The organism is Nonomuraea rhizosphaerae (assembly GCF_019396405.1).
In the GTDB taxonomy this organism is placed as follows: Bacteria; Actinomycetota; Actinomycetes; order Streptosporangiales; family Streptosporangiaceae; genus Nonomuraea; species Nonomuraea rhizosphaerae.
Genome location: NZ_JAHKRL010000472.1, coordinates 1 through 14,226, shown reverse-complemented (window position 1 = coordinate 14,226; position 14,226 = coordinate 1). Strand labels below are relative to the sequence as shown.

Sequence of the window (14,226 nt, the reverse complement as noted above, 5' to 3'; positions counted from 1 at the left end):
CCCGCCGAGCAGACCCCCGCCGGCATCGGCGAGGCCGCCCTCGCCGTGGCCGCCGACGTCTCCGACGAGGAGTCGGTCGCCGCGCTGACCGAGGCGGCGATCAGCGCGTACGGCCGGATCGACGTGCTCTGCAACAACGCCGGGATCATGGACACGATGGCGCTGCCCGCGGACATCACCGTCGCGCAGTGGGAGCGGGTGCTGCGGATCAACCTGACCGGGACGTTCCTGGTCACGCACGCGGTGCTGCCGCACATGCTGCGCCAGGGCGGCGGCGCGATGGTCAACACCGCCTCCGAGGCCGGCATCCGCGGCGGCGCGGCGGGCGCCGCGTACACCGCCTCCAAGCACGGTGTCGTCGGGCTGACCCGCAGCGTCGCCTGGGCGTACGCGAAGGACGGGATCCGCTGCAACGCGATCCTGCCGGGCCCGACGATGACCAACATCTCGGCCGGCGGCTCGTTCGACCCGGCGGGCGCCGCCCGGCTCGGCCCGGTGCTGGCGCTGGGCGAGCGGATCGCGCAGCCGGAGCAGATGGCGGACGCGGCGCTGTTCCTGGCCTCGGACGCGGCCTCGTTCGTCAACGGCGCGATCGTCCCGGTGGACGGCGGCTGGTCGGCCGCCTGACCCGGCCCCAGGACGGTCCGGGGACGGCCCGAGACGGCCCAGGGACGGCCCCGGCCGGCGGCTGCTTCCCGGTCGGCGGGCCCGTCCTCCGGTGGAGCCGGGTGCCCGGCGGGTCAGCTCAGCTTGACGTTCTGGAACTGGCCGGTGCCGTCGAACACGTTGAGCCCGAAATGCCCGCTGGCGTACGAGTCGTCGGTCGCGTCGATGACGGGCGTGGCCCCGCCGTCCAGGTAGACCTTGATGCTCGCCCCCTTGGTCACGACCTTCAGGTGGTACGTGCGCCCGAGCTCGACGGGCGTCCTGTACGTGGCGATGTCCCGCCCCGGCCGCCACAGCTTCACCACACCGGCCCGGCTGTCGACGTTGGCCGTGTAGTGCTGCCTGGCCTGCGGGTCGGCCCGGAACGTCAGCGCCGCCGCGGTGCCGCTGACCAGCCGCACGTCCCCCTCGTAGGTGAAGTCCGCGCCGGTGTGGTCGCTGAGGTAGAAGGCGTCGCCCCCGGAGGAGCCCTGCTTGCCGGCCGAGACGTCGCTCCACGAGCCGTTGACCACCCGCCACTGGCCGGGCAGGTTGTGCACCAGCGTCGGCTCGCCCATCCCCCACGCGGGGGCCAGCTCGTGGATGTCGAGCGAGACGAGCCTGACGTTGCCGCCCTCCGCGTACAGCGACATGCCCCTGCTGTCAGGACGCTGGTCGAAGGCGACGTTGCTGGTGATCGAGGCCAGCCCGTCGTTGCCGAACACCTCCAGCTGCGCCCGGTCCACCAGCATCCGCACCTTGACCCGGTCGCGCACCGGCTCCAGCGGGGCGCCCATCAGCGTGCGGGCGGCCGTGTCGTAGAGCACCTCGCCGCCCGCCGTGCCGCCCGGCCGCAGGTCCAGCCGGAACCCGAACCGCTTGGCGGTGGCCCCCTTCAGGTCGAACTCCGCCTCCACCTCGTAGGTGTCCAGCGACTGCGTGCCCAGCAGCTTGTCCGCCGTGGCGGGCGTCAGCCTGCGGTCGTGCCAGGAGGAGGTGCGGTAGCGCAGCTTCTCGACCTCCTTGACCGGCTGCCGGGTGACGCGCGGGCCGGCGGCGGTCGAGCGCAGGCCGAGCACGGCGGGGAAGCTGGCGTTCCCGGTCCAGGTGCTGCCCTGGTTGCCGCCCATCCACGCCATCTGCACCACGCGGCCGTCGGGCATGTTGTTGAAGACCTGCGCGGCGTAGAAGGAGCCCTCGGCGTGGTTGGTGCCATAGTCCATGCGCTGCGGCTGCTGCTGGCCGGTGCGGTACGTCGTGCCGTCGAAGTCGCCGACGACGTACTCGCCGCTCGCATCGGTCAGCACCCACTTCGAGCGCTTCTTGTCACCGTCCAGCGGCAGCTCGAACAGGTCGGGGCACTCGAACAGCCAGCTCGCCGCGAACCTGCTGCGGAACGTCCAGTCGAGCAGGTTCGGCGAGGTGTAGACGTTGACGCCGTTGCCGCCCTCGTCGGACCAGACGACCATCACCCAGCGCTTGGTGGCGGCGTGCCACAGCACCTTGGGGTCACGGCTGTCGCCCTGCGGGGTGACGACCTTGCGCCCGTTGTCGTAGGCCTGGAACGTACGGCCGGCGTCGTTGCTGTAGAAGACCGAGACGCCCTTCGTGCCGGAGAAGACGACCAGCGGGTCCTCGGCGCCGGTGCGCAGGCCGGAGGTGTTGGCGGAGTCGACGACGCCCGCGCCCGACCACAGGTCGCCGGGGTGCACGCCGGGTTCGAGGGCGATGGCCTTCTGCGTCCAGTGGACCAGGTCCGTGCTGGTGGCGTGCCCCCAGTGCATGGTGTCCCACCTGAGGCCGTGCGGGTTGTGCTGGTAGAAGAAGTGGTAGGTGCCCTTGTAGTAGAGCAGCCCGTTCGGGTCGTTCATCCAGCCGTTCTGCGAGCTGAAGTGGAACTGGCCCCGGTTCGGCTCGCTGTAGGTGGTCGGCTGGTACGGGAACTCCGGGTAGTCGGCGGCGTCCCCGGCGTGCCCGGCCGACGCGGACGAGAACGTGACCAGGCCGGTGAGCACGACCAGTGAGGCTAAGCTTCGCGCGAGCCGTTTCATGAGGTCAGGGGCCTTTCGTGCGGGCGGGAGCGGGAGTGTCAACGATTACCTATGTCAACGTTGACATTGCGATCATCGATCCTGCGTTGTGAAACGTCAACGCCCCCGGTCCCCCGCAGCCTTACTTCCCCTTGGGACTGGCCTCCATCATCCGGGGCAGGTCTCCAGCAGGGGATCATGACAAGTCCATCGGCAATTCACGGCTATTGGTGATGATTTGATACCAGTACTCTTGGTAGGAATAGAGGATTAATAGCGTTCCGCCAGGAGGAAGACGGTGTCCCTGCCCGATTTCCTGATCGCGGGCGTCCCCAAGGCGGGGACGACCGCTCTGCACAGCGCGCTGCAGCAGCACCCAGACCTGTACCTGTCCGCGATCAAGGAGCCGAAGTTCTTCCTCACCGACGGGCCGCCGCCCGCCGAGGGCGGCCCTGGCGACGCCGCGACCTACCAGGAGCACGTGTGGCGGCGATCGGACTACGAGGCGCTGTTCGCCGGGGCGCCGCCGGGCGCGCTCACCGGCGAGTCCACCCCTTTCTACCTGTACGACCTGGACGCGCAGCGGCGCATCCACGCCGCCGTCCCGCGGGTCAAGCTTGTCGTGACGCTGCGGGACCCGGTCGAACGGGCCCACTCCAACTGGACCCACCTGTGGTCGGCCGGGCTGGAGCCGATCGGCGACCTGGTACGGGCGTGCGAGGCGGAGCCAGGGCGCATCGCCGAGGGATGGGCGCACTTCTGGCACTACGTCGCGCTGGGCCGCTACGGGGAGCAGCTCGCCCACCTCTTCGAGCTGTTCCCCCGCGAGCAGGTGCTGGTCTTCCGGTACCGGGACCTCGTCGACCGGCCCGCCGAGACGCTCGACCGGATCTGCGCCTTCCTCGGCGTACGGCAGGGACTGCTCACCGAGCTTCCCCGGCAGAACGTGACCGCGCACCCCGAGGTGGGCGCGCGGCACGCCATGCTGTCCTCGCTGCGCAGGCGCCTGCCCGGTTTCCTCGCCGACCCGATCGAGGGCCTGCTCCAGCAGCGCGGCGCCGCCCGCCGCCCGCTGTCCTGGGATCAGCGGGAGCGGTTGATCAGCCACTTCGCCGAGGACATCGGGCTGCTGCAGCGGGTCACCGGCGAGGACTACAGCGACTGGCTGCGGCCCAGGGAGCGCTCCGGCGGCCTGGTCGGCGCCCGCCCGCCGGGACAACGACAGTCCCGCAACGGCCGCCGCACCTGAACCGCCCGGGAGCAGCCGCGCAGGACAGCACAGGGCCCAACACGGAGATCCGCGCAAGGATGATCCGCGTAGAGATCAGCGCAGCGAGCGGTCAGCGCAGTTCGGTGCGCAGTTCGTGGGCGCCGTCCGCGCGGGTGTACTCGTAGTACAGCCGCACCCCGCCCCCGGGCAGGTCCACGATCTCCAGGTAGCGCAGCCCCCGGCCGTGGTGCGGTGACATCGCCGCCGGGAGGTCCCCCAGCGCGGTCAGCGAGTCGGGATCGGCGCCGACGGCCACGCCGGTGCGCTCCTCGTAGTTCTCCGCCGCGCTGGCCCGCCCGTCGTAGTACGCCACCACCCGGTCACCGTCGAACCGCACCGCGCTGACCCGCACGCCTCGCGCGTCCCACAACCCGGGCCGGCCGCTCAGCGCCGTCCCCTGCCAGGTCCATTCCAGCCCGTCGGCGCTGGTGGCGTAGTCGGTGACCATCTGGTCCTCCTCGCCGGGGTCGGCGAGCGGATGGCAGGAGGCCCACAGGTGCCAGACGGCCTCCCGCCGCACGATGACCGTGTCCTTCACTCCGGTCTTCGGGTCGCCGGGCAGGACGGTGACGCGCGTGCGGGGGTCGAACGCGGCCGGGTCGACCGCCTCCAGCACCTCCACCCGCCAGTGCTTGGTGCCCTCGGTGGCGCAGCTCAGGTAGAGCCGCCACCGCCCGTCGTCCAGGCGGACCAGCGAGGGCCGCTCCAGCGACTCGGCGTCCATCTGCTCACGGGTGACCGTCGCGAGCGTCTCGAAGCGCTCGCCGTCCGCGGACCGGGCGACCACGACCGCGTACCCGCGCCCCCGCCCGATCGGCCGTCGCAGCCGGTAGGCCAGGTAGATCATCCCGTCCGCCGCGACCGCGCTGGGCGCGCCCGCCCAATACCCTTCCCCCGCCGCGGGCGGCTGGACGGCGACGGCCGCGTGGTCGGGGTCGGGGAGCAGGGCGTTCTCGTCGATCGGCATGGGATCGAGATTAAGGGGCGACACGGCATCGGGCACAGCGGCTTACCTTCCCTTGAGAATCTCCTTATTGCCTACTGATTTTATAGGTAATATCACATGTGTGGGGGTGGGGTTGGGGTGCCTCATCCCCACTCCTCCGCTCTCACGAGCGAGGCCCACTCGAATGCGCGGCCCTCACATGCGCGGCACCCCTCACATGCGCGGCACGGAGGCGACCAGAGCCCGCGTGTACGGGTGCCGCGGCCGGGTGAACACCTCGCGGACGTCGCCCTCCTCCACGACCCGGCCGTCCTTCATCACCAGGACCCGGTCGGCCAGGTGGTGGACGACGCCGAGGTCGTGGGAGATGAACACCAGCGCGGTGCCGTACTCGGCCTGAAGGTCGGCCAGCAGGTCGAGCACCTGGGCCTGGATGGAGACGTCGAGCGCGGAGACCGGTTCGTCGCAGACGAGCACGTCGGGGCGGGGGCCGAGGGCGCGGGCGACGGCGACGCGCTGGCGCTGGCCGCCGGACAGCTCGCGCGGGTGCCGGGCGGCCGTCTCCGGCGGCAGGCCGACGCGGTCCAGCAGGTCGAGGACGCGGGCGCGGCGCCGGGCACGGGGCAGGCGGAGCGGCTCGGCGACCAGGCGGCCGACGGTGTGGCGGGGGTCGAAGGAGTCGAGCGGGTTCTGGGAGATGAGCTGGATCCTGGGGCGGAGCGGGCGGCGGGCGCGTTCGCGCAGGTGGCTCCACTGCCGCTGGTGCAGGCTGATCCGGCCGGAGTCGGGGTCGAGCAGGGCGAGGGCGAGGCGGGCGAGCGTGGTCTTGCCGGAGCCGGATTCGCCGACGATGCCGAGGGTCTCCCCTTCATGAAGGGTGAAAGAGACGTTGTCGACAACGCGCCGTGAACCGTACGAACGCGCCAGGGCGGTACCGGCGAGGACCTGCGCGGACGGGTTCGGCGTGGGGCGGGTGCGGGGAGCGCCGGTGGTGAGGCGGGTGCCCCGGGAGGCGGCGGAGGGGACGGCGGCCAGCAGCGCGTTCGTGTAGTCGTGCGCGGGCGTGGTCAGGACCTCCCTGGCGGGTCCCTCCTCCACGATCTGGCCGTCCTTCATGACCAGGATCCGGTCGGCGATCGAGGCGACTACGGCCAGGTCGTGGCTGATCAGCAGCAGCGCGGTCCCGGCGGCCTTGCGGCCGGCGAGCAGCCGCAGGATCTGGGCCTGCACGGTGACGTCGAGCGCGGTGGTGGGCTCGTCGGCGATGATCAGCTGGGGGTCGGCGGCGATGGCGGAGGCGATCAGCGCCCGCTGCCGCAGCCCGCCGGAGAGCTGGTGGGGACGCTGCCCGGCGCGGGCCGCCGGATCGGGGACGCCGACCGCTTCGAGCAGCTCCAGCACGCGTTCCTCGCGCCGGGCCCGGGGGACGACGTCGTGGACGGACAGCACCTCGGCGATCTCGGCGCCGATCGTGCGCAGCGGGTCGAGCGAGACCAGCGCGTCCTGCAGCACGAGCCCGGCGAACCTGCCGCGCAGCCGCCGCCAGTCGGCCGGCCCGAAGGCGAGCGCGTCGCGGCCGGACACGCCGAACGCCGACGCCCGCACCGTGGAGCCGGGCCCGGCCAGGCCGAGCAGGGTCCGGGCGGTGACGCTCTTGCCGGACCCGGACTCGCCGACGATCGCCACGCACTCGCCGGGCGCGATCGACAGGGAGAGGCCGCGTACGACGTCCGCGCCCCCGAAGCTCACCCGCAGGTCCTCGACGGCCAGCAGCGGGCCGGGAGGCGGCGGGCGGTGGCCGGACCCGCCGAGGCCCTCCCGCACGGACGGCGGCCCCGCGTACGTGGTCATGGCGTCCGCCCTCGTACGGAGGGCCGGACCGGGCGGGTGATCATGGGGTTCTCCCCTCGAAGCGGCGTTGCAGGCGCCGGCCGGCGACGGTCAGGCAGACGACGGTGAGCGTGATCGCCAGGCCCGGGAAGAGCGCCTCCCACCAGGCGACCCGCAGATAGTTGCGGGCCTCGGAGAGCATCGCGCCCCATTCGGCGGCCGGCGGCTGCGGCCCCATGCCGAGGAAGCTGAGCCCGGAGCCGGCGATCACCGCCTGGCCGAGGCCGATGGTGGCCAGCACCGGTATGGGGCCGAGCACGTTCGGCAGCACGTGCCCGCCGGTGATCGCCAGGCGGGAGCGGCCGAAGGTGACCGCCTGCTCGACGTACCCGGACCGCCGCACGACGAAGGTCTGGGCGCGGATCACGCGGGCGTAGTTCGGCACCTGGGCGACGGCGATGGCGAAGATGACGCTGCCGGTGCCGGGGCCGGTGATCGCGACGACGAGGAGGGCCAGCAGCAGCTCGGGCAGGGTGGACAGCACGTCGAACGAGCGGGCCAGCGCCTCGTCCAGCCACTTGGGCGACAGCCCGGCGGCCAGGCCGAGCAGCACGCCGCAGGTGACGGCCAGCGCGGTGGCGGCGACGCCGATGCTGATGGAGTGGCGGGCGCCGTGCACCACCCTGGCCAGCACGTCGCGGCCGAGGTGGTCGCTGCCGAGCCAGTGGCCGGCCCCGGGCGGGGCGAGCGCGTCCACCGGGTCGGCGGCCAGCGGGTCGGCGCCGGTCAGCGCCCAGGGCGCGACCACGGCCAGCCCGATCACCACGAGCACGACCGCCGGGACAAGCCGCCCCAGGAGGGCGGGTGGCCGCGGGAGGGCGGGCGCGGTCATCGCGCTCAGCCCCGGATCCGCGGGTCGATGGCCCGGCAGGCCAGGTCGAGCAGCGTGCTGATGGTGACGTACACGGCGGCCGACAGCAGCACGACGGCCATCACGACGGGCATGTCCCGCCCGGTCACCGCCTGCATCGCCACCTGGCCGAGCCCCGGCCGCCCGAACAGCACCTCAGTGATCACCGCGCCGCCCAGCAGCGTCCCGGTGAACCAGCCGGCCAGCGTCACGGCGGGGATCAGCGCGTGCCGCAGGGCGTGGCGGGTGACGAGGGCGCGCTCGGTGAGCCCGCGCGCCCGCGCCGTCACCGCGAACGGCTGCTCCAGCGCCCGTTCGAGCCCGCCGCGCAGCACCTGGCCGAGCACGCCCGCGATGGGCAGGCCGAGCGCGAGGGCGGGCAGCACCAGCGCCGCCGGCCCCTGCGCGCCGGAGACCGGGAACCAGCCCAGCGTGAACGAGAACACCGACAGCAGGACGATCCCGATCAGGAACGGCGGCACGGACACCGACACCAGCTCGGCCGCCGAGGCGGCGCCGCGCAGCCACCGGCCCCGGCCGGCCGTGACGACCGCGATGACGCCCGCGAGCGCCACGCCGGTGGCCGCCGCCGCCAGCGTGAGCTGCGCGGTCGGCCCGACCTGCGTGGCCAGGATTTCGCCGACGCCGCGCTGGAGCTGGTACGAGCGGCCCAGGTCGCCGTGGAGCAGCCGCCACAGGTAGGACAGGTACTGGACGATCTCCGGCCGGTCGAGCCCCCATTCGGCGACGATCCCGGCCCGGATCTCGGGGGTGTCGGCGCCGTCGCCGATCAGGATGTCGATGGTGTCGCCGGGGGCGAGCAGCAGCGCGACGTACGAGGCGGTGGCGGCCACCCAGAGCACCGCCACCCCGGCCCCCAGCCGCTTGATCACGTGCCGATCCGCACGTCGTACGCGCTCGCCGGGGTGCCGGAGGCGGGGTCGAAGCCGAGCCCCCGCACGCTCTTCCGCGCCGCGATCTGGTCGGCGGGGACGTAGAGCGGGAAGACGACGGCGTTCGACACGACGGCCGCCCGCTGCACCTTGGCGTACAGCTCCTTGCGTTCGGCCTGGTCGGAGGTGGCGGAGGCGGCGATGAGCCATTTGTCGACCTGCGGGTCGTCGAAGTGGGTGCGGTTGATGGCGCCCTTGGCCGGCAGGATGAGGTTGAGCGCGGCGCCCGCGTCGGAGTCGCCGCGGGAGTTGCCGAACAGCTCGAACTGGTCCTCGTCCAGGGCCTTCTGGGCGCTGCCCTGGTCGACGATCCGCACCTGGAAGTCGATGCCGGCGTTCTGCTTGACCTGGGCCTGGACGGCCTGGGCGAGGATGTCCCTGCGGTCGCGGACGAAGGGCGCCGAGGCGATCTCGCGCACTGTTAGCCGCTTGCCGTCCTTGACGCGGAAGCCCTCGGAGTCGCGTTCCTTCCAGCCGGCCTCGTCGAGCAGCGCGTTGGCCTTCGTCCGGCCGGCGGCCGGGTCGCCGCCGTAGGCGCCCTTGAGCGTCGGGTCGTAGAAGGGGCTCTTCTCACCGACGATGCTCCACGCCCTGGTGGCGGTCCCCTGGTAGACGGACTTGAGGACGGCGTCCACGTCCACGGCGGCGCGGAACGCCTCCCGTACGCGCTGGTCGTCGAAGGGGGCGTGGGAGGTGTTGAAGTAGTACGAGTACGCGGTGCCGGAGTTCAGGGACGTGCGCAGGGTCAGGCCCGGATCCTTCTTGATCAGGTTCACCTCGGTGGCCGGGACGCCCTCGATGACCTGCACCTGGCCGGAGGTGAGCGCGCCGACGCGGACCGCGGCCTCGGGCAGGAAACGGTAGGTGATCTCGCTCAGGTGGGCGGGCCCCTGGTGCGCCGCCCCGGCGGGCGGCCACCTGTAGGCGGGGTTGCGGCGGTAGTGGATCTCCTGGCCCTGCACGTACCGGTCCAGGACGAACGGCCCGGTCCCGACCAGGTCGACGCCGCCGAACTTCAGGTCCTTGGCGCTCTTCAGCGACCGGGGCGAGACCTGCCCCGCGTACGGCGAGGCGAGGAAGTCCAGGAACAGCCCGTCCCGCTCGTTGAGCGTGATCTTGAGCTGGTACGGCGACACGACCTCGGCCTTGCCGAAGGCCTTGAGCTGGATCGCCGACACCGCGGCGTTGTAGCCGGGCACGCGGAACTGGTCGAGGTTGGCCTTGACGGAGGCGGCGTCGAACGTGGCGCCGTCGTGGAAGGTGACGCCCTGGCGCAGGTCGAGCGTGTAGGTCAGCCCGTCGTCCGACACCTTCCACGCGGTGGCCAGCCACGGCTGGAAGGAGCCGTCCGCGGCGCGGGACGGGAGCGCGTCGAACTGGTTGAACACCAGCAGCCGGGCCTTGTTCTGCGACCAGAGCTGCGGGTTCAGGGTGATGGGCTGCGTCTCGACGGCCCAGGTCAGGCTGGTGGTCCCGGCGGTGGGGGCGGGCTGGGCGCCGCACGCGGCGACGGCCAGCAGGAGGGCGGGGATCAGGCGCTTCACGGGCGGTTCCATGCCTCGGCGAGCAGCTCGTACGAGCGCACGCGGTCCTCGTGGTCGTGGGTGATGGTGGTGACCAGCAGCTCGTCGGCCCCCGTCACCCGGCGCAGCACGCGCAGCCGCTCGGCCACCTGCTCGGGCGCGCCGACGAACCGGGTGTCCAGCCGGTCCCGCACCAGGTCGCGGTCGGCCTGGGTCCAGACGTGGGCGTCGGCCTCCCGCGAGGTGGGGTAGCGCATGGCGCCCGCGCCGGTCCGGATGCTGCGCACCCACAGCCCGTAGCCCTTGGCCAGCTCGCGGGCCCTGGCCTCGCCGCCGGCGACGACCGCGTCCGCGGAGACGACCACGTACGGCTCGGGCAGCGCGTCCGACGGCTTGAACGCCTCCCGGTAGGCCTCGACGGCCTCCAGCACGCCGGACGGGCTGACGTGGTAGTTCGCCGCGAACGGCAGCCCGCGCTCGCCGGCCACCTGGGCGCTCTGGCCGCCGCTGCTGCCCAGGATCCACACCTGCACGTCCGCGCCCTCGCCGGGGACGGCGGGCGCGTCGTGCGTGCCGGCGAGGAAGGCGAGCACGTCGTCGATCTGACCGGCGAAGTCGGGCGTCTGAGCGCCCGGCTGCTGCAGCAGCGTCGCGTAGTGGGCGAGATGGGGGTGCTCGGCGAGTCGCGACCAGTCGAACGGCGGCGGGATGAGCAGCCCGTCCACCGTCCTGGACTCCCGCTTCTCAGGCTTCGCCGGGGCGGCGGCCGGCTCGGCGCGGCGCTGCCCCGAGCGGCCGATGCCGAGGTCGAGGCGTCCCGGGTACAGCGCGTCGACGAGACCGAACTGCTCGACCACCGACAGCGGCGTCTGGTGCCCGAGCTGCACCGCCCCGGAGCCGACCCGGATCGTGGAGGTGGCCGCCGCCAGCAGCCCGATCAGCACGGCCGGGGCGGAGCTGGCCACACCGGGCGCGAAGTGGTGCTCGGCCACCCAGTAGCGGCGGTAGCCGTACTCCTCGGCCCGCCGGGCGAGGTCGATCGTGTTGCGCAGCGCGTCGGCGGCGGTGCGCCCCGACGGGACGGGGGCCAGGTCGAGGATCGACAAAGTCACGAGCCGCCTCCGTCCTGTGTGCCGCCGAGGGGTCTGCTGGGGATCTCCGCGCGCAGGACGGGCGCGATCTCGGACTGGAACAGCTCCAGCGCGTCGCGGTGCTGCGTCTGCGTGAGCCCGTCGGCGTCGGCGTGCAGGTGCATCACCTCGTGCCCGAAGCGCTTGTGGTAGCGCAGCACCTTGTCGATGACCTGCTGCGGGCTGCCGACGAGGACGGAGCCGCGCTCGATGGCGTCCTCCAGGGTGGGGAAGACGACCGGCAGGCCGAGCTTGCGCTGGAACAGCACGCGGGCCTCGAAGATCGGCCGGTACGTGTCGACGGCCTCCTGGGAGGTGCGGGCCGCGTAGTAGCCCGCCGATCCCGCGCCCACCACCGCCTCGGCCGGGTCGTGCCCGTAGTGGGCCCAGCGTTCGCGGTAGTGGTCGATCAGCTCGCCGTAGGGGTCGATGGGGTTGGTGACGTTGGCGGAGAAGAGCGGGTCCCCGTACCGGGCGGCCAGGTCCACCGACTCCTTGCTGGTGGCGCTGCCGTGCCAGACGCGGATCGGCCGCTGCAACGGCCGCGGCCACGTCTCGGCCTCGGTCAGCGACGGGCGGAAGCGGCCCTCCCAGGTGACCTTGTCCTCCCGCCACAGGCGGCGGAACAGCTCGTACGACTCGCGGTTCCTGTCCCACTGGTCATCGGCGGTGACGTGGAACAACTTGGCCTGCGCGGCGCCGTTGCCCTTGCCGATGATCAGCTCCAGCCGTCCCTCCGACAGGTGGTCGAGCGTGGCGTAGTCCTCGTAGGCGCGTACGGGATCCAGCAGGCTCAGCGTGGTCACCGCGGTGAACAGCCGGATCCTGGACGTCCTGGCCGCGATGTGGCTGAGCACCACGGGCGGCGAGGAGGAGATGAAGGGCCGCTCGTGCCGCTCCCCCACGCCGAACCCGTCGAAGCCGAGCTCCTCGGCCAGCACGGCGTTGCCGACGACCTCGCGGAAGCGCTCGGTGGGTGATTTCTCGTCGTTGTGGACAATCAACGTGATAGCCAGAAATTTCATGACACCTCCGCATAGCGGCTGGCGGGGCGCGGCAGGCCGAGCAGCCCGCGCAGCGTCGCCGCCTCGTACGCGTGCCGGAACGCCCCCCGCCCGCGCAGCTCGGCCGTCAGCTCGCGGGCGATCCGCTCCAGGTCGTACGGCAGCACGCCGGGCCGCAGCCGGAACCCCTGGATCCCGGCCCGCCGCCACTCCAGCAGCAGACCGGCCAGCTCGCCCGGGGTGCCGGTGAAGATCGCGGCGTCGGAGACGAGCTCGGCGCCGGCCAGCTCGTCGAGCCGCGCCTTACGCCCGGCGGCGTCCTCGCCCAGGAAGACGACCAGGTCGGCGAAGATCCTCAGCTCGCCGGACAGCCCCCTGATCTCCTCGACCAGGGCACGCGCCTGCCCGGCCGAGTGCGGCGTGACGTACACGACGTCGGCGCTGCTCGCGGCGAACTCGTACGGCAGCCGCGCGTGCGCCAGCGCGGTCACCACCGGCTGCCCCTGCGGCGAGCGGGGCGTGATCGACGGCCCCTTGACCGAGAAGAACCGGCCGGCGAAGTCGGTGTGGTGGAGCTTGTCGCGGTCGACGAACCGGCCGGTGGGCAGGTCGCGGATCTCGGCGTCGTCCTCCCAGCTGTCCCAGAGCCGCCGGGCCACCTCGACCGCGTCGGCCGCCTCGGCGAACAGGTCGCGCACGTGCGGGCCGGCGGACAGATCGCCCTTGGCGGGGGTGAGAACGGGAAACTCCCTGCGACCGAAGTGACGCGCCTCCGACGCGCGCGCGGAGATCTGGGGCCGCCATCCCGCGCGGCCGCCGCTGATGTGGTCCAGCGTGGCGATGCCGATCGCCACGTGGAACGGCTCGGTGTGCGTGGTGGTGGCCGTCGGCACCAGCCCGATCCGGTTGGTCAGCGGCGCCAGCCGGGCGGCCAGCAGGACGGCGTCGAACCGGCCCCGCACCTGGTCGGTCCGCTCGTCCGTGCCGTCGGGCAGGGTCGACTGCAGTCCGAGGCCGTCCTCGATGGTGACGAGGTCGAGCAGCCCCCGCTCGGCCTCGGCCACCAGGCCCGCCCAGTGGCGCACCGAGAAGACGTCGGCGCGGGACTCGCGCCAGGCGGCGGGGTGCCAGCCGGCGCCGTCCAGCGCCACGGCGAGGTGCAGCGTCATGCCAGCTCCAGGTGTTCGCGCAGGGTGGCTCCGGTGTAGTCGGCGCGGAAGGCGCCACGCTCCTGCAGCAGCGGCACCACCCGGTCCACGAACTCGTCCAGCCCGCCGGGCGTCAGGTGCGGCACGAGGATGAACCCGTCGGCGGCGTCGGCCAGCACGTGCTCGTCGATCTGCCGGGCCACGGACTCCGGGGTGCCGACGAACGTCTGCCGGCCGGTCACCTCGATGACCAGCTCGCGGATCGACAGCCCTTTCTCCTCGGCCAGCGCCCGCCACTTGGCGGCCACGGCCGGGCGGTCCTTGATCGGGACGCGGCCCTGGGAGACGCCCTCGGACACGTCCGGCTCGATGTCCGGCACCGGCCCCTCCGGGTCGTAGGCCGACATGTCACGACCCCACACCTGCTCCAGGAACGCGATCGCGGTCTGCGGCCCGACCTGCCGGCGGCGGATGTGGGCGGCGTTCTCGGCGGCGTCCTCCTCGGTGTCGCCGAGCGCGAACGTCACGCCGGGCATGATCTTGAGCTGGTGGGGCTCGCGCCCGTACTTGGCCAGGCGGCGCTTGACGTCGGCGTAGAAGCGTTTGCCGTCCTCCAGCCTGCCGTGCGGGGTGAAGATCACGTCGGCCTCGGCGGCGGCGAACTCGCGGCCCTCGTCGGAGTCGCCCGCCTGGATGATCACCGGGTGTCCCTGCGGGCTGCGGGGCAGCGTGAACCGGCCTTCGGAGGAGAAGTGCCGGCCCCGGTGCCCGACCGTGCCGATCGCGCCCTCCCGGACGAAGCGGCCCGCCGCCGCGTCGGCGAGCACCGCGTCCGGC

12 protein-coding genes are annotated in these 14,226 nt (G+C 72.9%); 2 read left to right on the top strand and 10 right to left on the bottom strand.

Going from position 1 to position 14,226, the window contains the following annotated elements; translation table 11 throughout:
* The coding region (locus KME77_RS24220) for an SDR family NAD(P)-dependent oxidoreductase (RefSeq protein WP_219471235.1) at positions 1 to 627 on the top strand (627 nt) is incomplete at its 5' end.
* Between the two features lie 113 nt (positions 628 to 740).
* Here KME77_RS24220 and KME77_RS24215 read toward each other — a convergent pair.
* On the bottom strand, positions 741 to 2,660 hold the full coding sequence (locus tag KME77_RS24215) for a glycoside hydrolase family 32 protein (RefSeq protein ID WP_219471234.1): 1,920 nt from the start codon (positions 2,658 to 2,660) through the stop codon (positions 741 to 743).
* 313 nt (positions 2,661 to 2,973) lie between these two features.
* On the opposite strand from KME77_RS24215, the gene KME77_RS24210 reads away from it, so the two are divergent.
* Positions 2,974 to 3,924, top strand: a complete 951-nt coding sequence (locus tag KME77_RS24210; RefSeq protein ID WP_219471233.1) for a sulfotransferase family protein — start codon at positions 2,974 to 2,976, stop codon at positions 3,922 to 3,924.
* Positions 3,925 to 4,015: 91 nt separating this feature from the next.
* On the opposite strand, the gene KME77_RS24205 is transcribed toward KME77_RS24210, so the two are convergent.
* From KME77_RS24205 to KME77_RS24165, 9 genes are all read right to left on the bottom strand, one after another.
* Positions 4,016 to 4,912, bottom strand: a complete 897-nt coding sequence (locus KME77_RS24205; RefSeq protein WP_219471232.1) for a hypothetical protein — start codon at positions 4,910 to 4,912, stop codon at positions 4,016 to 4,018.
* Between the two features lie 192 nt (positions 4,913 to 5,104).
* Positions 5,105 to 6,742, bottom strand: coding sequence for a dipeptide ABC transporter ATP-binding protein (locus KME77_RS24200; protein WP_219471231.1), 1,638 nt, complete (start codon positions 6,740 to 6,742; stop codon positions 5,105 to 5,107).
* Positions 6,743 to 6,782: 40 nt separating this feature from the next.
* Positions 6,783 to 7,613, bottom strand: coding sequence for an ABC transporter permease (locus KME77_RS24195; RefSeq protein ID WP_219471230.1), 831 nt, complete (start codon positions 7,611 to 7,613; stop codon positions 6,783 to 6,785).
* 5 nt (positions 7,614 to 7,618) lie between these two features.
* The gene (locus tag KME77_RS24190; protein ID WP_219471229.1) at positions 7,619 to 8,524 is read right to left on the bottom strand and encodes an ABC transporter permease; all 906 of its coding nucleotides are present in this window, start codon (positions 8,522 to 8,524) and stop codon (positions 7,619 to 7,621) included.
* A complete protein-coding gene (locus tag KME77_RS24185) occupies positions 8,521 to 10,128 on the bottom strand; it encodes an ABC transporter substrate-binding protein (protein WP_308250875.1) in 1,608 nt (535 codons plus the stop codon). The genes KME77_RS24190 and KME77_RS24185 overlap by 4 nt, the downstream gene beginning before the upstream one ends.
* On the bottom strand, positions 10,125 to 11,219 hold the full coding sequence (locus tag KME77_RS24180) for an LLM class flavin-dependent oxidoreductase (protein WP_219471227.1): 1,095 nt from the start codon (positions 11,217 to 11,219) through the stop codon (positions 10,125 to 10,127). The genes KME77_RS24185 and KME77_RS24180 overlap by 4 nt, the downstream gene beginning before the upstream one ends.
* The gene (locus tag KME77_RS24175; protein WP_219471226.1) at positions 11,216 to 12,262 is read right to left on the bottom strand and encodes an LLM class flavin-dependent oxidoreductase; all 1,047 of its coding nucleotides are present in this window, start codon (positions 12,260 to 12,262) and stop codon (positions 11,216 to 11,218) included. The genes KME77_RS24180 and KME77_RS24175 overlap by 4 nt, the downstream gene beginning before the upstream one ends.
* Complete coding sequence (locus KME77_RS24170) at positions 12,259 to 13,410, bottom strand: LLM class flavin-dependent oxidoreductase (protein WP_219471225.1); 1,152 nt, start codon at positions 13,408 to 13,410, stop codon at positions 12,259 to 12,261. The genes KME77_RS24175 and KME77_RS24170 overlap by 4 nt, the downstream gene beginning before the upstream one ends.
* Positions 13,407 to 14,226 (bottom strand): LLM class flavin-dependent oxidoreductase (locus KME77_RS24165; RefSeq protein ID WP_219471224.1); only part of this gene is annotated, 820 nt, incomplete at its 5' end. The genes KME77_RS24170 and KME77_RS24165, both read right to left, overlap by 4 nt.